A 21,876-nucleotide genomic window follows, 5' to 3' on the forward strand; every position below is an offset into this window, starting at 1 on the left:
CGACGCCGCGCGTCTGCGGGTTCAATCATACACGGGAAGTGATACACCGCCCCGGATTATTTCTCTTCAACCTGCTGAACATTGATGCGACGCGCTTCATCAAGCATCGAGGCTTTAGCACGGATTCGCGCTTCCAGCTGATCGATCATATCGTCGTTGTCCAGCCTGTCTTTACGCACGCCATCTTCATAGAGGCCGCTTTTTTTATTGCCGCCGGTCACGCCAAGCGTTGAAACCAGCGCTTCGCCCGGACCGTTCACCACGCAGCCGATAATCGAAATGTCCATCGGCGTAATGATGTCTTCCAGACGCTGCTCCAGCGCGTTCACGGTGCCGATCACGTCGAACTCCTGACGCGAACAGGTCGGGCAAGCGATGAAGTTGATCCCGCGGGCGCGGATGCGCAGGGATTTCAGAATGTCGAAACCCACCTTGATCTCTTCCACCGGATCCGCCGCCAGGGAAACGCGCAGGGTATCGCCGATCCCTTCAGACAGCAGCAGCCCCAGACCGATCGCCGATTTCACCGCGCCGCTGCGGGCGCCGCCGGCTTCAGTGATCCCAAGGTGCAGCGGCTGATCGATCTGCTTCGCCAGCAGGCGATAGGACTCGACAGCAAGAAACACATCCGACGCTTTTACGCTGACTTTGAACTGTTCGAAGTTGAGACGATCGAGATGATCGACATGGCGCATAGCGGATTCCAGCAGCGCCTGCGGCGTAGGTTCGCCGTATTTTTCCTGCAGATCTTTTTCCAGCGAACCGGCGTTAACGCCGATACGGATAGGAATATTTTTATCGCGGGCGCAATCAACCACCATGCGGATACGTTCTTCGTTACCGATGTTACCCGGGTTGATACGCAGACAGTCCACACCGTACTCCGCCACTTTCAGGGCGATACGGTAGTCAAAGTGGATATCGGCGACCAGCGGGACGTTGACCTGCTGCTTGATGAGCCTGAACGCTTCCGCCGCATCCATCGTCGGAACGGAGACGCGGACGATATCCGCGCCAACGCGCTCTAAGGCTTTGATTTGGTTTACCGTCGCAGCCACATCGGTGGTGCGAGTATTGGTCATCGACTGTACGGCGATGGGCGCGCCATCGCCAATCGGCACATTCCCAACGTAAATACGTTTTGATTTTCTACGTTGAATCGGAGCCTGGTTATGCATGAAAAATCTCCCGCGTTACCCGTCTGTTACTGCGCCGGTGATGTTTCGGCATTAAGGGTCAGACGCGCAACCTGGTTAGTTCTGATAAAACGACTTAAATCGACGGGTTTACCCAGATACTGAATCTGTACCGCTGCCGGCGCACCAATTTTCAGTTTATAAGGCGCCTGACCGCTCAGGTTCAGATTACCGCCTTTACGTTGCAAACCGCTGAACAGTTTCTTGCCGGTGGCATCGCTCACTTCCAGCCAGCAGTCGGCAGAGAAATTCAGGACCAAATCCTGGGCCGCAGCGGCCGTAGCGGCTGCGTTAGCCGGAGCGGTTGGCAGTGGAGAAGTCGGCGCAGCGGCAGCCGGCGCGCTATCCACATTCGCCTGAGATGGCGCCACAACGGCGTTATTATTAACCGGTGCCTGGGTAGAGGCCGTCGGTGCAGTTGTGGTATCAACCGGCGCGCTGTTGGCGGTGCTGTCCGGCGCCGTGTTGCTGGCACCGGTATCCAACGGAATACTCTGGCTGCTGTCGCCCGCATTCAGCTCAGCGCTTGACTGGTCGGCCATCGAGGTAATCTCTTCCTGCTGGGCCTTATGGTCTTGCCACCACCAGGCGCCGCTGAGGCCAATGACCACAAACAGCACCAGCCAGGTGAAACTCATCAGCCAGCCGTCACGCTTTTTACGGCGTTTTCCCAGCGAGAAACTCTGCATCGGCGCGACTTTCGCCGCACGAATCGGGGCCTGTTTTGCCATCATTGGCAGCAGTTCATCTTCCGGAATGTGCACAAGGCGCGCATAGGAGCGGATGTAACCGCGCAGGAATGTTGAGGCCAGGTCGGCAGGCGCCTTGTCGTCTTCAATATCACGAACCGTGGAAACTTTCAGGCATAAGCGCTCCGCCACCGCTTGCTGGCTGAGTCCGAGTTGTTCACGGGCATGACGTAGACGCGCGCCCGTCGTATTTGCTTGTTGATGGTCTTGAGTGGCTTCAGTGTTCATTCGACAACTACTGGTACGTGAATTTAAAGTTCAGCGCCGGTTAAACCCGCGCCGCGAAACATCTGCTAAACGTCATACGAAAAGTATAAGTCCGTATGACCCACTATCACAGATACTTATCAATATTGAATGCTAAGCGGTTGTAGTGCCGCTACATACTGCCTCAAAGTCGACAAAAACGCACCGTAATTATTGCCCGAATCCGCGTATTTCGCCTGGCGATTAGGCATAAATCCGCAGCGCATGCTTCATGCCATGCGCTGCGTCATTTATCAGACCGTCTTCACATCAATGGCTTCGCCCTGCATGCGTTTACGCAGCGTACGTTTGGTCCGGTCGATAACGTCGCCGGCCAGCTGCCCACAGGCGGCGTCAATGTCATCGCCGCGCGTTTTACGCACGATAGTGGTAAAGCCATATTCCATAAGCACCTTGGAGAAACGGTCGATACGGCTGTTGGAGCTGCGGCCATACGGCGCCCCCGGGAACGGGTTCCAGGGAATCAGGTTGATCTTGCACGGCGTATCTTTTAACAGCGCCGCCAGTTCATGGGCATGCTCGGTACCATCGTTGACGTGATCGAGCATGACGTACTCAATGGTGACGCGACCCTGGTTGGCGTTGGACTTCGAAATATAGCCGCGGACCGAATTCAGGAAGGTCTCAATGTTATATTTCTTGTTGATCGGCACGATTTCATCACGAATCGTATCGTTAGGCGCGTGCAGGGAAATCGCCAGCGCCACGTCTATCATATCGCCGAGCTTATCCAGCGCCGGGACCACGCCTGAAGTAGAAAGCGTCACGCGACGTTTCGACAGGCCAAAACCGAAATCGTCCAGCATGATTTCCATCGCCGGGACGACGTTAGTCAGGTTCAGCAGCGGCTCGCCCATCCCCATCATTACCACGTTGGTGATCGGACGTTGACCGGTAATTTTGGCCGCACCGACGATTTTCGCCGCGCGCCATACCTGGCCGATAATTTCTGAAACCCGCAGATTGCGGTTAAATCCCTGCTGCGCCGTCGAACAGAATTTACACTCTAATGCGCATCCTACCTGCGACGAAACGCACAGCGTCGCACGATCGTCTTCCGGAATATAAACCGTTTCCACGCGCTGATCGCCGACGGCAATCGCCCATTTAATGGTCCCGTCGCTGGAGCGCTGCTCCTCAACGACTTCCGGGGCGCGGATCTCCGCGACTTCCTTCAGCTTGTTGCGCAGCACCTTGTTGATATCGGTCATATCATCAAAGTTGTCGCTGCAATAGTGATACATCCATTTCATCACCTGATCGGCGCGGAAGGGTTTTTCATCCATGTTTTTGAAAAACTCGCGCATCTGCTGACGGTTCAGGTCCAGCAGGTTGATTTTGGCATCGTTGTTCGGCACCGTCAGAGCGGCGGTATCAGGTGTGACAATATGTTCAGACATAATCTATTCCGGCCTCGTTGTTACACGTTATGGCCCCAGGAGGGTTGAAAAAAAGAAACGCCCCTATGAACGAGTGCTCGTCCAGGGGCGTTGCATTGTACAAATTCTGCTGCATCAATACCACGTTTGCACGCGGCAATGATGAAAAAATCTGTTACTGCGTACTTAATCCTCTATGGCTTTTCGATTGTCGAAAAGACGAGGACCAGACTCTCCAAAGTATTTCAGGTCACGGCGAGGCGGCAAGTTCGCGCCCCCCGGGAACATAGATAGCTATGTTCCCGGGGGGTGCGAATGACGCCAACAAAGCAGTGGCCTGAAAGACGCAGGAGATTAGCGAGTGCGCGGGCAAACCTCGCCTTCTGCAAAGAAGAACGCGATTTCGCGAGCCGCAGACTCAACGGAATCGGAACCGTGGGTGCCGTTCTCGGTGAAGCTGTCGGCGTAGTCTGCGCGCAGAGTGCCTGCCAGCGCGTTGTCCGGGTTGGTTGCGCCCAGCAGGTCACGGTGACGCTGAACGGCGTTTTCGCCTTCCAGAACGGAGACCACGATCGGGCCGGAAGTCATGAACTCAACCAGGCCGTCGAAGAACGGGCGACCTTCGTGCTCAGCGTAGAAACCGCGAGCCTGTTCAACGGTCAGGTGCAGCATTTTGGTGCCGACGATTTTGAACCCTGCTGCTTCAAAGCGGGAAAAGATGCCGCCAATAACGTTTTTTGCCACCGCGTTTGGTTTGATGATGGAAAAAGTACGTTCAATAGCCATGATTACCTCTAATAAAATGTTCTGTTGTTGCGCATACGATCGTATGGCCTGGCGCGCATTATAATGAGCAACACCGGCGCTGCCTATGGATGAAGGTAACATTTTGTTAAAATAAGACGAGTTTTAGCAACACATAAAGCAGGGGATTGGGCATTTAGCGCTATTGCAGCGTAAAATTCGCCGTCGCCACCTGGCCACTCTCGTCCATGACCACCAGTTGATAACTGTCGGGCCGCTCCAGCGGCAGCGTCGCACTGGCACCGGCGGCGGTCTGTGGTTCACCATTGAGAAACCACCAGCGCCGCCCTTCGCCACCGGTGGTCTGCAGCGCCAGCATGACCCGCGTCGTTCCCGGTAAACGTTTAATCACCGCCCCCTCACGCACGCCCGACAGCACCAGCGGTGCCACGTCCGTCGCCTGCGGCGGCGGGCAGTCCGGCGAAACCGGGCCTGAACGGGCAGCCCGCCGCTCCGCAGGGGGCAGCCAGGGCTCCAGCGGCAGCGGCCAGACATCGATTATCTTCCGCACGGCGCCGGGACAATCCGCCGCCACCCGCCGCCCCTGCCCATCTAACCAGACAGGGAAGCGAATACCGCGCCCCTCTTCCTGGCCCGGCAACAGCAGCGTCGGCGGCTGGCTGTCATCCAGCAGCCATGTCGCCAGTCGACGTCGGCAGTTACTATCGCCTGGCGCCAGATTCTGCCCGCCAGGCCAGCAAATCGTTGCCGCGCTGACCGTCTGCGGACGCGGGTCGGTAGGCAGACCGCCGCGCCCCGTGGCCGGGCGCGCCAGCAGCATATTATTGACCTGGTTCAGCAGAGGTACCGCGCTGGCAAAACCAAACTGCCCCACCACCGGAGTGCCGTCAGGCCGCCCGGTCCAGATGCCGATCAGGTAGCGGGCATTGACGCCAATGGCCCAGGCATCGCGATAGCCGTAGCTGGTGCCGGTTTTCCACGCCAGCGGAACCACCTGCACCAACGAAGCGTCCGGTACCGGCTGGGCTTCGCCCGCCAGTATTCGCCGGATTATCCATGCCGCGCCCGGCGACAACAGCGGTCTTTCCACCAGCGGGGCGTCCGGCGTCATCCGCAATCGCGCGACCTTGCCATGACGGGCGAAGGCGCTGTATCCAGCCACGATATCTTCCAGCTTTGTCCCCGCCCCGCCGAGGATCAGCGACAGGTTGGGTTCCGCGCCGGTCGGTAATATCAGCGGCAAACCGGCATTGCGTAAGGTGGCGGCGAAGCGCTTCGGCCCGTAGGCTTCAAGCACCTGAACCGCCGGAAGGTTCAGCGAACGCACCAGTGCTTCGCTGGCGCTGACCGGGCCATGAAAACCGCTGTCAAAATTTCCGGGACGGTAGTCGCTAAAACGGCGCGGCACATCCTGTAATAAAGAGGCCGGATGAATAAGCCCGTCATCCAGCGCCATACCGTAGACAAACGGTTTTAAAACCGACCCCGGCGAACGAACCGCCGAGACCATATCGATATGTCCGAAGCGGCTATCGTCGGAAATATCCGCCGAACCGACCCAGCCCCGCACTTTCATATTGGTATGGTCGACGACCACCATCGCCAGCGAGCTACGCGGCGGCAGGCGCGATTTCCAGTTGAGCGCCAGATCTTCCAGCTGCCGCTGGAGCCCGGCATCGAGCGTCGTCACCACTTTCTCTTTGCGGCTGCTCGCCAGTATCCGACGGGAAAAAAGCGGTGCCAGCTGCGGCATCTGTCGTGGAAACAACCATACCGGTTCTTCAATCGCTTCCTGTACCGCCTTAGCGGGCCAGACGCCCTGGCTGCGCATCCGCGCCAGGACTTTATCCCGCGCGGCCTGAGCCCGCTGCGGCCAGCGATCGGGACGTAAACGACTTGGCGCCTGCGGCAGCACGGCCAGCAGCGCCGCTTCGCCATAGCTGAGTTGCGCGGGGGGTTTGCCGAGATAGGCCCAGCTGGCAGCGCCAATCCCCTGCAGCGTCCCGCCAAAGGGAGCGCGGTTAAGATACAGCGTCAGGATCTCGCTTTTTGATAAATGCCATTCCAGCTGCAGCGCGCGCCAGAGCTGGCGCAGCTTGCCGCCGAAGGTGCGGGGATGAGGATCGAGCAGCCTCGCGACCTGCATGGTCAGGGTGCTGCCGCCGGAGATGACTCGCCCGGCGGTCAGGTCCTGCCAGGCCGCGCGAAAAACCGCAAACGGATTTACGCCCGGATGCCGCCAGAACCAGCGATCTTCATACTGGATCAGCGCCTGCAGATAGCGCGGCGACACATCATTGAGAGCGACCGGATAGCGCCAGACACCCTGCTGATCGGCAAAGCGCCACAGCGGCGTGCCATCTTCCGCGGCCACCACCCGGGCCGGTGCCACCTCCTGCAGCGGTAACGGCCACAGACGATCCGCCGCCAGCACCGCCAGCCATAGCATCACGATCAACACCGCCAGCCAGCGCCAGCGGCGTTTTACCTGTCGCAACGCCCGCATTTACGGGGTAACAGTCAGCGGGCCGCTGGCCGCGCCGGTCGCCCGCCACTGCGGAATATACATCGACTCCACCTGCGGCTGCGGAACCTGATATGTTCCCGGCGTGACCGCGCGCGCCAGGTACACCAACGTCACCGGCTGCCCTTCGTTAATCGCCACGGCGGCGACGAAGCGATCGTCACGGAACTCGATATGTTGAATATCCGCCTGCTGCATCTGGCTAAGCAAGTTCTGCACCGCGTCGCCGTTCTCCTGCAGGCTGGCGCTGCTGTTCGCCAGGTTCTGGTTTTCCAGCTCCAGTCCCGCCGGCAGCAGGTCCACCACCAGCGCATCCGGAACGTTGCGTTTGGCGGTGACCTCCAGCTTCACCAGCACCAGCTCGCCGCTACGCAGCGAGGTCAGCGATTTCTGCTGACCGCGGGTGTCAAAGATTTGACGTTCAATACCCAGAACGTTCCCCGTGGCCTGCGGCGCAGCGAGCGGGTATCCGCTGCTGTCAAGACGCAGCCAGAGCGGTCGATCGCCGGTATTGCTGACCTGCAGGGAGGCCAGTTGTTCAGCGCTCAGGTTGCGGGTCTGCGCTTTATCCGCCGAGAGCGGCTGCGCCTGTAGCGACGTTTGCGCCTGCCAGTTGCCGGGTAAATCCTGTAATGTCCGGCCAGCCAGGAACAGCGCGTTAGTCTCCTGGGTTGAAAGCCAGCGCTGACCGTAGGCCTCTTCCGCGAGGTTGCTCAGTAAGGTGTTCTGCGCATCCGGCAGCAGTTGGTTCTCCTCCAGCAGGGCCAGCTTCAGCGCATCGTCGCGCAGCGCGCTACCATAATCGCCCAGCCAGCGATCCGTATCCTGACGCGGCGTGCTCATCGCCAGCGTCAACGCCTGCTCAGCGCGCGGCGCATCGCCCATCGCTTTGAGGGCGATACCCAGTTGCAGCAGAGGCAGGCCAGAACGCGCCTGCTCATGACGGCTCCAGATTTCGCGTAGGGCGCCAAGGGGCGCTTTTTGCTGACGGGCCAGCACCAGGGCCGCATAGGCCTGAGCGGCGAAACGGCTGGCCGCCGCGTCATCGCTGTAGCGAACGGTCATCAGCCCCGGTTCCTGCAGATAGCGCAGCAGACGCTGGTTACCGTTATTCATCGCCTGAGCCGGTACGCTATAGCCCTGCTCGCCTGCTCTCACGAGGAAATCCATGGCATAGGCGGTCAGCCAGTACTCTTCCGGCCCTTCTTTGTCCCACAGGGCGAATCCGCCATCGTCACGCTGCATATGCAGCAGTCGGGAAATACCGATGTCCACCGCCGCACGACGTTTTTCATCGCTGTCGCCGACGATACCCAATGCTTTGAGCTGCGCGGCATTGGTGTAAAGCGACGGGAACAGTCCGCTGGCGGTCTGCTCCAGGCAGCCATAAGGATAGGCTTTCAGGTCGCGAATGTAGCGGGCGAGATTTAGCGGCGGCTTCCCGCTGAACACCAGTTGCCCCTGCAGCGTCGCCGGCGAGAAGCCCTGCGTTTGCCCGACAGGCGCCTGCCAGCTTTCCCCCGGTTGCAGCACCACGCCGTTATTCACGGTCTGCGCCGGGAAGGCCGGACGCACGCCAATTTTCCACTGTTTGCGCATCGGGGTGAAGGTCTCGCCCGGCAGGGTCACGCCGGTAATCGTGGCGTTCACCTGACCATCGCCGAAGCCATCGCGGGCACTCACCGGGACAAACAGCGTGCTGCGCGCGCCGGGCGCCAGCTGTAGCGGAGGAATGGCCGCGCCATCGAGCTGCAGCAAACCGCTGGCGCTCAGCGCGACATTCAGCGTTTGCGGCTTGTCGGTGAGATTACGCAGATCCAGCGCCAGCCGGGTTGCGTCGCCGCTGGCAAGGAAGCGCGGCGTATTCAGATCGGCAATCACCGGCGCGGCCACCACCACTTTCTCGTCGCTGCTGCCAAAATCATCGGCGGTCCACGCCTGCGCCATCACCCGCAGTTCGCCGTTGAAATCGCCAATCGGCAGCGTCACCGCCCCTTCGCCACGCTCATCCAGTACCACCGGCTGCGCCTGCTGGGCAATAATCGTGACGTGGTTAACCGGCGGTTTTCCGCCGCGTTTGAGTTCGTCGCCGTCGCCGCCGAAACGCAGGCTGGCGAGACGCCCCTGCCCTTCAATCACCTGACCGTAGATATCATAAATATCCGCGCCGTAACGTTTCTGACCAAAGAAGGCATCCCACGGATCCGGAGTGGCGTAATCGGTGATGTTCAGCACCCCGCTGTCTACGGCGGAGAGCAGCACATTGACCTGTTTCGGCACTTCCCCCTGCGCCACGCTGGCTTTGATTTTCACCGTCAGCGGCTGATTCGGGCGCATTTTTTGTGGAGCATCCAGCGCCAGCGTCAGGCGCCGATTTTCATCGCCCAGCGGCAGGTGCAGCAGGCCAACCGCCCGTTTCGGCGTCGCCGAGCGGGATTTATCTCCGGGGCGAATCACCAGGGTGCTGAGGTAGAGATCGTGACGGTTCCAGGTTTTATCGACCGGAATCGACAACTCCATGCCATTCGCCGGGACGTCAATTTCCTGCCACCACAGCGGCCCTTCGCTCGATTCTACCATCGCATAGCCTTTCCCCGCCGCCGGGGCGGCGATATGCAGTTTGATGGTGTCGCCGGGTTTATAGGCGGCTTTGTCCAGCTTCATGGTGACCCGATCCGGACGCGCTGCGCCTGTGCCATCGCTGTTATCCTGCCAGCTGTAGCCCGCCCAGAAGCGCACGCTGCTGATGACGTCATCGGGGCCTTTCACTTCCAGGCGGTAGGAGCCCCACTCCACCGGGAAACTCACTTTCGCCGTTTGCCCGGCCTGCAGATCCAGAGATTGTTCGCCTTCCTGCAGATCTTTTTGATCGAACTGCGACTGCCAGCCTTCGCTGTCAGACCAGTTCCAGTAGTAGTCGCGGCGCTCGCGAATCAGCCGCACCTGTAGCCCAGAGACCGCTTTTTTCTCGCCTTTGGCATCGGCATAAACAATCTCAAACGCCGCGGTGCTGTTTTCATCCACCACCGGCTGTTTCACCGTTGTGTCGGTGCGATAGTCGTAGACCTCTTTGAGGGCAAACTCCGGGCGAATGCCTGGCAGCGTATCGGCAGGCCAGATCGGCTGCTGCACGGTGCGGGTAACCGGTCGGCCGCCCGATTCCAGCAGGCTGGCCTGTAAAACCACCTGCAGCGGCGAATGGCTATCCTGCCACTGGCTAGCGGTGGTGACGTCGGCATGGCCTTTTTCATCCAGCGTCGTCTGGACTTCATCCAGGCTGCGGGAGAGGTTTTCTTCGGCAATATCACCAAACTGGAAGCCCGGCAGCGCCGCAACCGCATCGCGCAGCGGGCGCAGGAACAGTTTCCCCTGTAGCTGATTGCCGCTGGCCGGGGCGCCATACAGATAGGCGCCGACGACGCCGAAGTGCACATCGGCATCCGTGGCCAGCGGCGCGTTTTGCGGCGTCAGATTCAGTGCCATCCGCTCAGGCATAAAATCTTCAACGTGGAAATCCCACTCGCGCGGCTGATTGTCGCCGGTACTGGCGCGGATATGCCACATCCCGGTCGGTGCCCCGCTATCAAGCGGCCAGGTAAACTGATACAGACCATTGACCGGTTTGCTGACCAGCGAGCGGATCACCTGCCCGTCCGGCTGCACCACGTCGAATTTCACCGGCTGCTCGGCCAGCGGCTTGCCGTCGCCGTCACGAAGCAGCGCGTTAAGGATGACCGTTTCTCCCGGGCGATACAGATCGCGCGGACCGAACATAAAGAACTGCTTGCTGAATCCCGGGGCGCCGGCAATCGAGAACTCGGCCAGATCCAGAGCGGGAAGTTTGAGATCCAGCAAGGTGGTCTGCCCGTCTTTTCGCGCCAGCAGCAGCGCCGCGTCTTTATCATTAGTTTGCAGAGTCACATGACCCTGGCCGTCGCTTTTTGCCTCGGCGAGGGTTTGCCCTTTCGCATTCAGCAACAGCACATCGATACCAGATTGCGCCGCACCGTCCTCCAGGCTCTGGGTAAAGACATCCAGCCGGTTGTGATAACGGTGCGCCGATACGCCGATATCGCTCAGCGTAAACAGCGTCGCGGCGTTGCTATAGCTGTAGCGCCCCGCCGGGTTCATCACCGCAACGTAGACACCCGGCTGCTGCAACGGCTTAATATCGGCCAGCGGCAGCAGCAGTTTCTCCCGCGTATTGCGCGCCGGATTGAGATCGAAACGCCCGGTATAGACCAGATCGGCCATTTTCAACAGCTCGTCAGACTCCCAGTTACTCAATGAGTTACGGTATTCCCACTGGCTGACGAAAGCGGACAGCGACTCCGGCTTGATACGGAAAAAGTTGACGTCGACATTGTCGACGTTGAGCGCCATGACCGGCAGCCCGGCGATCACTTTGCCCGGCAGCAGCGAGCCGCGACTGGCGAAACCGACGCTCGGGGCAATATCGCGGGTGGTAATGGTTTTTTCAAAATGGCTATCGAAGGTCGCCGCGTTCAGCGCACTCAGCGTCGGGTCAACGGTGACAATCAGTTCGCGTTTCGGCTCAAGATGGCGTAGCCGCAGCGCTTTCAGATCCGGCGACAGTTCCCAGGCGCCATCCACCTTGCCGCTTTTTTTATCGACAAGATGCACGCTGCGTGAGAAATCCTGATCGGGATTAAGCGGTACAGAGAAGGTGAGCACCATCGCCGCCGCGCCGTCCAGCTGGAGTTCCGAGGCGTCCAGCAGCGTCAGCGCTTTACCTTTGCTTTTTTCCGCCAGTGCCGCCAGCTGCGCGCTGTCCGGTTTTGTCGCGCCTGTTTGCGCAGCGGAAGAGTCAGCTGGCGAGACGGCCTGCGGTTTACCGCTGTCATCGCATCCGCTGAGAGAGAGTGCCGTCAATAGCGCCAGCGACAGCGCCGCTAAACGAAATGGTTTCATCCTTTAACCCCTTGGCCAAAACAGCCAGTGCCTGTAGTGAACTCATTATTATGCGCTAACGCTGGAATTACCAACAGCCACCCTGCCAGAATATGACTATCACTATTTTATCCTCCATGACCGCGTCGCAACTTCGTCCTCCATAACTTGTCAGGCACCGAGAAAACGTCGACAATTCATTGATTGATGAATAATAAAACGGAGTCTCCATGTCTACCTCGTTTTTCGTCGCCGCTGACTGGTTAGCGGAACATATTGATGACCCGGAAATTCAGATTATCGATGCGCGAATGGCGCCAGCAGGCCAGGAAGCCCTGCGCGATATGGATGCAGAATATCGCGCGGGCCATATTCCCAACGCCGTATTTTTCGATATTGAAGCGCTCTCCGACCACACCAGTCCGCTGCCGCACATGATGCCGCGAGCGGAAGCCTTCGCCGTCGCAATGCGCGAGCTGGGGGTCTGCAGCGATAAACATCTGGTGGTTTACGATGAAGGCAATCTCTTCTCCGCCCCGCGCGCCTGGTGGATGCTGCGCACCTTTGGCGTCGAAAATGTCTCGATTCTCGCCGGCGGCCTGGCCGGCTGGCAGCGCGATGAACTGCCACTCGAACAGGGCATTGCCGATATTGCGGAAGGCGAATTTGACGGACGCTTCGATCCGCAGGTGATCAAACGGCTGACCGATGTGCTGCTGGTCAGCCATGAGGGATCGGCGCAGATCGTCGATGCGCGTCCGGCCGCGCGTTTTAATGGTCAGGCGGATGAACCGCGTCCGGGGCTACGTCGTGGCCATATTCCCGGCGCGCTTAACGTGCCGTGGAGCGATCTGGTGATTAACGGCGAACTGAAAACCGTGGATGAGCTGAATGAGATTTTCATTCGCCAGGGCGTGAATTTCGAGCGACCGATTATCGCCAGCTGCGGCTCCGGCGTCACGGCGGCGGTGGTGGTGCTGGCGTTGACCACGCTCGGCGTTAACGGCGTGTGCCTGTACGACGGCTCGTGGAGCGAATGGGGCGCCCGCACGGATTTGCCCATCGAACCGGCGCAGTAACCGTGAATATTCCCGGATTGCGGCGTACCGCCTTATCCGGGCTACACCAGGGCACTAAACCGTAGCCCGATGTGATGGACACCTCCCACCTTACGGCATCAGAGTGCCAGACTGAGGTGTTAACTTCAGAGTCCCGGAGGAGGTGTCCATTATGAATATTAAACGTATTGGTCTCGACCTGGCTAAAAATATCTTCCAGATACATGCCGTGGATCACCATGAACAGGCTGTCCTGCGTAAAACCCTGCGCCGTGACCGCATGATGGCCTTTTTCTTTCAGCTCTCCCCGTGCCTTATCGGTATTGAAGCCTGCGCTGCCGCCCACTACTGGGCCCGCGAGCTGACCCGGATGGGACATACCGTGCGCATTATCCCTCCGCAGCGGGTTAAGCCTTATCTCAAAGGCCAGAAAAATGACGCCAACGATGCGGAAGCTATCTGTGAGGCTATCAGCCGCCCGGGAATGCGCTTCGTGGCCGTCAAAACGGAAAGGCAGCAGACGCTGCAGGCAGAGCACCGCGTCCGGGCCAGGCTGATCCGTGCCCGGACAGCCCTGAGCAATGAGATGCGGGGCCTGCTGGGTGAGTTCGGTCTGGTCCTGCCTGTGGGGATAAGACAACTGCGTAAGGCGTTGCCGGAGATACTGTCGCAACAGGAACAGTGGGATGACCGCTTTATCCGCCTGCTGGGAGAGTTGGCGGAAGAGTTGCAGATACTGGATGAGCGGGTCGCCCGGCATGACAGGCGGCTTGAGCAGTCGGCGCGGGATGATATCCGGATAAAAAGGCTGCTGACAATAGAAGGCATAGGTCCGGTGGTGGCCAGCGCGCTGGTGGCGGCGGTTGGGGATGGCAGACAGTTCAAAAGTGGCCGGGAGATGGCGGCGTATCTGGGGCTGGTTCCCCGGCAGCATTCCAGCGGCGGGAAAGAGCGGCTGGGACATATCAGCAAGCGGGGAGACAGCTACCTGCGGACACTGATAATCCACGGTGCGCGAGCGGTGCTGAATGCGTGTCAGAATAAAACCGACAGACGCAGTCAGTGGCTGCAGGCGTTGTCGGAAAGGCGAAACCGGAATATCGCGACAGTGGCGCTGGCGAACAAGAATGCGCGAATAGCGTGGGCGATACTGAGCGGTGAAAAAGAGTACCATGGACAACAGGGTGCCGGTTAACCGGTGTCCTGTTGTCCATGCAGTAAAAGAGCAGTAACCAGCCGTGAGTATGCGGTCAGCAAAGCGTGATGAGTAACAGGTAAGACCGGCATCTGTCATTCCGACTTGTCCGAAGGCTCCCTGGTAAACAAAGCCGCTAGCCCGAATGGAAACAGATGCGCAGATAACATCATGGCCCGGATACGACGGTATCGTAAGAGAGGCCGGATATACGAACGCAACTTACCCCGTTACACAGAATGCAGAGATGGCTTGCATAACGGGAGGTGTCCATATACGGGTAAGGCATAGCCGCTACCCGGGAAAGAGTTAAATAATGCGGTTCTGTTTAAAGTCGCGCAGGAAACTGCCCCAGCGCTTTTCATAAAATGGCGTGATATGGGCAATCATAAAATGGCTGATCCCCTTCTCGCCTTCCACCACCTGACAGATATCAATCGGCTCATCGCCAGGTAACGTATCGGTCGCCACGCTGCCGGTCGCCTGGATAACCTCTTCGATATCACCTTCGGCTTCAATACCGATCAGCAGGTTTGCCGGCGCATCAGCGCTATCTTTAATCGAGCAAAGAAACGCCCGCCTGACGGTCTTCAACGTTTTAAACAGCGTGGTCAACGAGTCAATCATCTGCGCTGGCGGCTCGGCGACTTCAGACAACAGCAGCGACTCGCCGCCTTCGAGCACGGTTTGCGTGCTGAGCGGGCTGCCCTCTTCCCCCAGCAGATGGCGGATCTCATTGGGCATAAACTCTTTACCGGTTGCCAGCTTTGCATTGAGGAACAGCGTTTCGCCGAGCGTCATCGCAAACAGCGTCCGTGCCGGCATCACCACGAACGATTGTTCATCTTCAACCGCCTGCTGCAGCGCTTCCAGAGAAGTGAAAAACGGAATCACCGAGGCGCCATCGTCTTTCTCCCAGTGCTGCAGATCGACGGCACTCTCTTCGACAATCTGCTCGCCTTCCGCCGCCGCTCCCGGAACCCACACGGTGGACTCCAGCAGCGTACGGAAAAATGCCGGGCGGTGGCCCGGCTCGGTCGCCGCCTTTTCCAGCAGGGTTTCTAATTCATTTTTAGTTTCGGACATAGTTTGGCTACTTCACAATTGCCCGGCGGCGCTACGCTTGCGCGGGCCTACGGGTTCTGTAGGCCGGGTAAGCGTAGCGCCACCCGGCAAAAAAAGATTACTCGGCCGTCAGCAGATTCGCTATGGTACGCACGCCGAGGCCGGTAGCGCCGGCAGACCACTGCTCAACCGCCGCTTTACGATAGGTCGCCGAGCAGTCGATGTGCAGCCAGCCCTGATGATAATTTTCAACGAAATGCGACAGGAAACCGGCTGCGGTGCTGGCGCCAGCCGGATAGGCCGCGCTGCCGGTGTTGTTCAGTTCGGCGAAGTTAGACGGCAGTTGACCACGGTGGAACTCGGCCAGCGGCAGGCGCCAGAAGGCTTCATTTTCCGCCTGCGCGCTCGCCAGCAGGCGGTTAGCCAGCGGGTCGTCAAAGCTGAACAGCGCATGGTAGTCGTTGCCGAGCGCGGTTTTCGCCGCCCCGGTCAGGGTGGCCGCATCGATGATCAGCTCAGGTTTCTGCGCCGAGGCGTCAATCAGGCCATCCGCCAGCACCAGGCGGCCTTCGGCATCGGTGTTCATGATTTCCACGGTCTTGCCATTGCGATAGCGAATAATGTCGCCCAGTTTAAAGGCGTTACCGCTGATCAGGTTGTCTGCACAGCACAGATACAGCTTCACGCGTTTGTTCAGGCCGCGGGTAATCGCGAACGCCAGCGCGCCGGTAACCGTTGCCGCGCCGCCCATATCGGATTTCATCGAATCCATAAACGCGCTTTGTTTGATGCTGTAGCCGCCGGAATCGAAGGTGATGCCTTTCCCGACCAGGCAAGCGTACACCGGGGCTTCTTTATCGCCGGTTGGGTTGTAATCCAGCGCCAGCAGCACCGGAGGACGCTCGGAGCCACGGCCAACGGTATGCAGGCCAAGATAGCCTTGCTCGCGCAGGTCTTCGCCTTTTGTAATACGGTAAGTCACGTTGTCGCAGGCGACGCTGCACAGCAGATCGACCGCGCGCTGAGCCAGCTGTTCCGGGCCAAGCTCTTCCGCCGGCGCGTTAATGGTATCCCGCACCCAGTCAATAATCGTCAGCCGATTGTCCAGCTCGCTTTTCTGCGCGTCGTCCAGCGCCGGCCATTCCACCTTGCGGCTGCCCTTCGGCCCTTTGTAGCCGGCCCAGAATGCCCACGCGCGGTCAGTATCCCAGCCTTCGCCGCTCAGCGCGACGTGCTTGATCCCCATCCCGTCGACTTTACGCGCCGCGCGCTGAATCAAACCGAGGTCGTCTTTACCGTTCAGATGCAGGGTGATGCCGTCATTATTAATGCTGTAAGCCGCTTTTTCTCCCCAGCGCGCGTCGGCAGGTTGGGTCGTCAGCGTAATCTTCATGGCTTCGGTCATTTTATCTTTATCCTTATTTGGCAAAGGAGCCGCATTTGGCAAAAGGGCCGCCAAAAGGCAGCCCATATTATTTTTCCGCTGATTCACGCTGCAGGAGAAGGCGCTCAGCCGCTCATTCCCCGGACTCACAGATAACTGTGCGGCGGGAGTGAGCAACCACGACCCACGCATCTGCGGCGTGAAGCATGTTACGGAAATTATTCTGCTTCATCTAACCAGACTAGCAGAATCGCCTCCAGAATTTTTTCATTGGATGCGGTCGGATTGTCATCAAACTCTTCCAGCTCGCAAATCCACTGATGCATATCGGTGAAGCGCACGGTTTTCGGGTCGAGATCCGGGAAGGCGTCATACAGCGCTTCACCAATTTCACGACTATCGGTCCATTTCAGTCCCATATTAATGCTCGCGTGCGTGGTTGATAGTATAACGCGGGATCTCGACGACCAGATCATCGTGGGTCACGCGCGCCTGACAGCTCAGACGGCTGTCGGGCTCCAGCCCCCAGGCCTTATCCAGCATATCATCTTCATCTTCGGTACTTTCGGCCAGCGAGTCAAAACCTTCACGCACGATGCAGTGGCAGGTGGTGCAGGCACAGGATTTTTCGCAGGCGTGTTCAATCTCAATGCCGCTGCGCAGAGCAGCATCCAGAATGGTCTCACCGATCTCAGCTTCCACAACTACGCCATCCGGGCACAGGTCCTGATGGGGCAGAAAAACAATCTTTGGCATATTAAACCTCGTCCACGGATTGGCCTTTCAGCGCAGTACGGACCGACTGGTCCATGCGGCGTGCGGCAAATTCCTGGGTTTGTGTGTCTGTATTTTTAATCGCATCTTTAATCGCGTCGGCGTCATCGCCTGCGGCAACCGCACGCAGCTGCGCCGTCGCTTCATCGATAGCCTGACGTTCTGCGGCGCTTAGCAGCGCGGCATCGGCGGCCAGCGCACTTTCCAGGCTCTCAAGAACGCGCGCGGCTTCGACTTTTTGCTCAGCCAGCATCCGCGCCTTGATATCCTGTTCGGCGTGACTCATCGAATCTTTAATCATGGTGGCGATTTCGCTGTCGGTCAGGCCGTAGGAGGGCTTGACCTGAATGGAGGCTTCGACGCCGGTCGATTTCTCCATCGCGGTGACGCTCAGCAGGCCATCGGCGTCGACCTGGAAGGTAACGCGAATGTGCGCTCCGCCCGCTGGTAGCGCCGGGATACCGCGCAGCGCAAAGCGCGCCAGCGAACGGCAATCCTGCACCAGTTCGCGCTCGCCCTGCATGACGTGAATAGACATCGCCGTCTGGCCATCTTTAAAGGTGGTGAACTCCTGCGCACGCGCCACCGGAATCGTGGTGTTGCGCGGGATCACTTTCTCCACCAGACCGCCCATCGTCTCCAGCCCTAAAGAGAGCGGAATAACGTCGAGCAGCAGAAGTTCGCTATCCGGTTTGTTGCCCACCAGAATATCGGCCTGAATCGCGGCGCCAATGGCCACCACTTTGTCCGGATCGATGGTGGTCAGCGGCGTGCGGCCAAAGAACTCACCGACGCGCTCACGAACCAGCGGCACGCGGGTTGAACCGCCGACCATGACCACTTCCAGCACCTCTTGCGCCGCCACGCCCGCATCTTTCAGCGCACGACGGCAGGCTAACAACGTGCGTTTCACCAGCGGCGCAATCAGCTCATTAAACTGGTCACGGGTAATATCCCCCTGCCAGCCGCCGACGCTAACGCTGACGGAACCGGCATCGCTGAGGGCGATTTTCGCCGCGATCGCCGCATCCAGCAGTTCGCGCTGCAGGCGGTTGTCGCTACGATCGCTCAGCCCGGCCAGTTCGCGCAGATAATCCGCCAGCAGATGGTCAAAGTCATCGCCGCCCAGCGCGGAATCGCCGCCGGTCGCCAGCACCTCAAAGACGCCGCGGCTTAAGCGCAGCACCGAAATATCAAAGGTGCCGCCGCCAAGATCGTAAACCGCGATCACCCCTTCCTGGCCGGAATCGAGGCCGTAGGCAATGGCCGCGGCGGTCGGCTCGTTCAACAGGCGCAGTACGTGCAGACCGGCCAGACGCGCGGCGTCTTTGGTGCCCTGGCGCTGGGCGTCGTCAAAGTAGGCCGGGACGGTAATCACCACACCGTCGAGTTCGCCGGACAGGGCTTCCGTTGCCCGGGCAGCCAGCGCCTTCAGGATGTCGGCGGAAACGCGAACCGGGTTGAGCAAACCGCCGGCGGTCTGAATCATCGGCAGACCATTTTCGCTGGCCTGCAGCTGGTAAGGCAAATGGGGGTAACGCGTCTGGATATCGGCCAGCGAGCGCCCCATCATCCGTTTTACGGAGCTGATGGTGTTAACCGGGTCGAGGGCCGCATTGTGTCGGGCGTCGTAGCCGACGCTCAGGCCAGATTCATGGTAGTTCACCACGGAAGGCAGCAGGTAGCGCCCCTGATGGTCGGGCAGAGTTTCGGCCTGACCGCTACGCACGGTAGCGACCAGCGAATTGGTGGTGCCCAGGTCAATCCCCGCCGCCAGACGACGCTGGTGCGGCGCGGCACTCAGACCAGGCTCACTAATTTGTAATAAGGCCATAATTGCTTCCGAAAATTAAAAATCGAGCAGCTTTTCTTCGAGTTGTTCTGCAACGCTCTGAAGTTTATCGAGAAAACGCAGTTTACGCACGGTATCCGCCGCCGCGTCCCACGTCTCGCTATTTAATTGTTCGACAACCTGCTGATGACGAACGTCGTACATCCCCTTCACGCGTTTAATAAATGCCGCCAGACGTTCTTCATCCTGCGATTTTTCAATCTCATCCAGCTCTTCGCGCAGCTCCAGCTGTTCCATCAGGAAGGCGGTATCGCGCACGGTGTGCTGCTCGCTGGCTAAGTCATAGCCGTGGAGCGAAAGGAGATATTCGGCGCGGGTCAGCGGGTGACGGAGCGTTTGCCACGCCTGATTGATCGTGGCGGATTGCTGCACGGAGGCGAGCTGTTCGGCCGCGCTCGCGCTGGCGAACTTGTCGGGATGATACTGGCGCTGCAAATCCTGGTACCGGACAGCCAGCTGTTCTTGCGAAAGGGTATAACTGACCGGTAACCCGAAGAGGGTGAAATAGTCCATAGTAACCTCAGGGTTAACGAGATAAAGCAAACCCCACTCACGGTTCACCGCGGTGGGGTCCTCTACCCGTGCATGCCGGGCCGCCTCTGCGTGGGCTGTCGTCGTTTACCCGCAGGACCGACTGCTGTCAGCCCCCGGGATTCACGCGTTTACCGCCCTGATGCGGCCTGAAACACGTCGGATAGTGGCGGGATTATACGTTAAAGCTTTCGCCGCAACCGCACTCATCTTTGACATTCGGGTTAGTGAATTTAAACCCTTCGTTCAGGCCTTCTTTGACGAAGTCCAGCTGAGTGCCGTCGAGGAACTGCAGGCTTTTGCCGTCGATCACTACCTTGACGCCTTTATCTTCAAACACGGTGTCTTCTGCCGCCGGCTCGTCAACAAATTCCAGCACGTAGGCCATACCTGAGCAGCCCGAAGTGCGGACACCCAGGCGCAGACCGAAGCCCTTGCCGCGGTTGGCCAGGAAGGAATTAACTCGCGACGCTGCGCTGTCGCTAAGAGTAATCGACATACAATAACCTCTTAATTATTTCGCTTCACGTTTGCTTTTATAATCCGCAATCGCGGCTTTAATCGCGTCTTCCGCCAGGATGGAGCAGTGAATTTTCACCGGCGGCAGTTCCAGTTCATCGGCAATATCGGTGTTCTTGATAGCCTGAGCTTCGTCCAGGGATTTCCCTTTCACCCATTCGGTAACCAGGGAGCTGGAGGCGATAGCAGAACCGCAACCATAGGTCTTGAAGCGCGCGTCTTCAATGATACCTTCATTGTTGACTTTAATCTGCAACTTCATCACGTCGCCGCACGCCGGTGCGCCAACCATGCCGCTGCCGACGCTGTCGTCGCTGTTGTCAAAAGAGCCGACGTTGCGCGGATTCTCGTAATGATCGATAACTTTTTCGCTGTATGCCATGATGAATTCTCCTTATACCCTACCGATTAATGATGTGACCATTCGATGCTGTTCAGATCCACGCCCTGCTTGAACATATCCCACAGCGGAGAAAGATCGCGCAGACGGCCGATGGATTTACGAACCAGATCAATGGTGTAGTCAATCTCTTCTTCGGTAGTGAATCGACCTAAAGAGAAACGGATAGAACTGTGTGCCAGTTCGTCAGTCATGCCCAGTGCGCGAAGCACATAGGACGGCTCAAGGCTTGCGGAGGTGCAAGCAGAACCGGAGGAAACGGCCAGGTCTTTCAGCGCCATAATCAGCGACTCGCCTTCAACATAGTTGAAGCTGACGTTGAGAATGTTCGGCGCGCCCTGCTCGAGGTCGCCGTTGAGGTAAACCTCTTCCATATCTTTTACGCCGTCCCACAGACGGTTACGCAGACCGCGCAGACGCGCCATCTCGGTTTCCATCTCTTCTTTGGCGATACGGTAAGCTTCACCCATACCGACGATCTGGTGGACTGGCAGAGTACCGGAACGCATGCCGCGCTCGTGACCGCCGCCGTGCATCTGCGCTTCAATGCGGATACGCGGTTTGCGACGAACGTACAGTGCGCCAATACCTTTAGGACCATAAATTTTGTGACCGGAGAAGGACATCAGGTCAACTTTCAGCTGGCTCAGATCGATAGGCAGTTTGCCCACGCTCTGGGTGGCATCAACGTGGTAAATGATGCCACGCGCGCGGCACAGTTCGCCGATGGTGGCGATATCCTGCACCACGCCGATTTCGTTGTTGACGTGCATGATGGAGACCAGGATGGTGTCGTCACGCATCGCGGCTTCCAGCTCTTTCAGATCGATAATCCCGTTGCGCTGCGGCGCCAGGTAGGTGACGTCGAAACCTTCACGCTCCAGCTGGCGACAGGTATCCAGAACCGCTTTGTGCTCGGTTTTGCTGGTGATAATGTGCTTGCCTTTTTTCTGATAAAAGTTGGCTGCACCTTTAATCGCCAGGTTGTCGGATTCCGTTGCACCGGAGGTAAAGACGATTTCACGCGGATCGGCGCCGACCAGTTCAGCAATCTGATTACGGGCGATATCAACCGCCTCTTCAGCCTGCCAACCGAAACGGTGTGAACGAGAGGCCGGGTTACCAAAGGTCCCGTCCAGGGTCAGGAACTGCATCATTTTCTCGGCAACACGCGGATCCACCGGCGTTGTTGCGGAGTAATCGAGGTAAATCGGTAATTTCATTGCTCTTTAACTCCGTACATCACTCAATGCAAGGAACCAGGCAACCGGCTTGATGTACGACCGGGGACACGGGATGTCGCAACA

At 58.6% G+C, this 21,876-nt stretch carries 17 protein-coding genes; 2 read left to right on the top strand and 15 right to left on the bottom strand.

What is annotated here, in order from left to right; all coding sequences use genetic code 11:
* Positions 1-56 precede the first annotated feature (56 nt).
* The 6 genes from ispG to FNY10_RS15020 all read right to left on the bottom strand — a co-directional run bounded on the left by ispG (position 57) and on the right by FNY10_RS15020 (position 11,812).
* Positions 57-1,178: a flavodoxin-dependent (E)-4-hydroxy-3-methylbut-2-enyl-diphosphate synthase gene (gene ispG, locus FNY10_RS14995; RefSeq protein WP_100683311.1), complete on the bottom strand. Its 1,122-nt coding sequence runs from the start codon at positions 1,176-1,178 to the stop codon at positions 57-59.
* A gap of 26 nt (positions 1,179-1,204) precedes the next feature.
* Complete coding sequence (gene rodZ / locus FNY10_RS15000; protein WP_141963937.1) at positions 1,205-2,173, bottom strand: cytoskeleton protein RodZ; 969 nt, start codon at positions 2,171-2,173, stop codon at positions 1,205-1,207.
* A gap of 272 nt (positions 2,174-2,445) precedes the next feature.
* Complete coding sequence (locus FNY10_RS15005) at positions 2,446-3,612, bottom strand: bifunctional tRNA (adenosine(37)-C2)-methyltransferase TrmG/ribosomal RNA large subunit methyltransferase RlmN (protein WP_160702996.1); 1,167 nt, start codon at positions 3,610-3,612, stop codon at positions 2,446-2,448.
* A gap of 333 nt (positions 3,613-3,945) precedes the next feature.
* Positions 3,946-4,377: a nucleoside-diphosphate kinase gene (gene ndk / locus FNY10_RS15010; protein WP_100683314.1), complete on the bottom strand. Its 432-nt coding sequence runs from the start codon at positions 4,375-4,377 to the stop codon at positions 3,946-3,948.
* 160 nt (positions 4,378-4,537) lie between these two features.
* Entirely contained in the window at positions 4,538-6,862 is a 2,325-nt protein-coding gene (gene pbpC / locus FNY10_RS15015; RefSeq protein ID WP_160702998.1) for a peptidoglycan glycosyltransferase PbpC, read from the bottom strand.
* Positions 6,863-11,812: an alpha-2-macroglobulin family protein gene (locus FNY10_RS15020; protein WP_160703000.1), complete on the bottom strand. Its 4,950-nt coding sequence runs from the start codon at positions 11,810-11,812 to the stop codon at positions 6,863-6,865.
* 209 nt (positions 11,813-12,021) lie between these two features.
* Here FNY10_RS15020 and sseA point away from each other — a divergent pair, with 209 nt between their 5' ends.
* Together sseA and FNY10_RS15030 are read left to right on the top strand one after the other, a co-directional pair.
* Positions 12,022-12,870 (top strand): 3-mercaptopyruvate sulfurtransferase, encoded by an 849-nt coding sequence (gene sseA, locus FNY10_RS15025; RefSeq protein WP_131048777.1) that lies wholly within the window; start codon positions 12,022-12,024, stop codon positions 12,868-12,870.
* 151 nt (positions 12,871-13,021) lie between these two features.
* Positions 13,022-14,044 carry an IS110 family transposase gene (locus tag FNY10_RS15030; RefSeq protein ID WP_160702067.1) on the top strand — a complete coding sequence of 341 codons (1,023 nt, stop codon included), beginning with the start codon at positions 13,022-13,024 and terminating at the stop codon, positions 14,042-14,044.
* Positions 14,045-14,353: 309 nt separating this feature from the next.
* Here FNY10_RS15030 and sseB read toward each other — a convergent pair whose 3' ends face one another.
* From sseB to iscS, 9 genes are all read right to left on the bottom strand, one after another.
* Positions 14,354-15,130 (bottom strand): enhanced serine sensitivity protein SseB, encoded by a 777-nt coding sequence (sseB, locus tag FNY10_RS15035; protein ID WP_160703002.1) that lies wholly within the window; start codon positions 15,128-15,130, stop codon positions 14,354-14,356.
* Between the two features lie 97 nt (positions 15,131-15,227).
* The gene (gene pepB, locus FNY10_RS15040; RefSeq protein WP_141963929.1) at positions 15,228-16,514 is read right to left on the bottom strand and encodes an aminopeptidase PepB; all 1,287 of its coding nucleotides are present in this window, start codon (positions 16,512-16,514) and stop codon (positions 15,228-15,230) included.
* A gap of 197 nt (positions 16,515-16,711) precedes the next feature.
* Positions 16,712-16,912: a Fe-S cluster assembly protein IscX gene (gene iscX, locus FNY10_RS15045; protein WP_100683320.1), complete on the bottom strand. Its 201-nt coding sequence runs from the start codon at positions 16,910-16,912 to the stop codon at positions 16,712-16,714.
* A 1-nt stretch (position 16,913) separates the two neighbouring features.
* Entirely contained in the window at positions 16,914-17,249 is a 336-nt protein-coding gene (gene fdx / locus FNY10_RS15050) for an ISC system 2Fe-2S type ferredoxin (protein WP_004866372.1), read from the bottom strand.
* A 1-nt stretch (position 17,250) separates the two neighbouring features.
* A complete protein-coding gene (hscA, locus tag FNY10_RS15055) occupies positions 17,251-19,101 on the bottom strand; it encodes a Fe-S protein assembly chaperone HscA (RefSeq protein ID WP_160703004.1) in 1,851 nt (616 codons plus the stop codon).
* Between the two features lie 15 nt (positions 19,102-19,116).
* Positions 19,117-19,632 (bottom strand): co-chaperone HscB, encoded by a 516-nt coding sequence (gene hscB, locus FNY10_RS15060; protein WP_032686491.1) that lies wholly within the window; start codon positions 19,630-19,632, stop codon positions 19,117-19,119.
* Between the two features lie 193 nt (positions 19,633-19,825).
* A complete protein-coding gene (gene iscA, locus FNY10_RS15065) occupies positions 19,826-20,149 on the bottom strand; it encodes an iron-sulfur cluster assembly protein IscA (protein ID WP_004866380.1) in 324 nt (107 codons plus the stop codon).
* Positions 20,150-20,164: 15 nt separating this feature from the next.
* The gene (gene iscU / locus FNY10_RS15070) at positions 20,165-20,551 is read right to left on the bottom strand and encodes a Fe-S cluster assembly scaffold IscU (RefSeq protein WP_004866383.1); all 387 of its coding nucleotides are present in this window, start codon (positions 20,549-20,551) and stop codon (positions 20,165-20,167) included.
* Between the two features lie 26 nt (positions 20,552-20,577).
* A complete protein-coding gene (iscS, locus tag FNY10_RS15075) occupies positions 20,578-21,792 on the bottom strand; it encodes a cysteine desulfurase (protein ID WP_047663380.1) in 1,215 nt (404 codons plus the stop codon).
* Positions 21,793-21,876: the final 84 nt, after the last annotated feature.

This window comes from Klebsiella sp. Lac1 (assembly GCF_009825425.1).
GTDB lineage: Bacteria > Pseudomonadota > Gammaproteobacteria > Enterobacterales > Enterobacteriaceae > Klebsiella > Klebsiella electrica.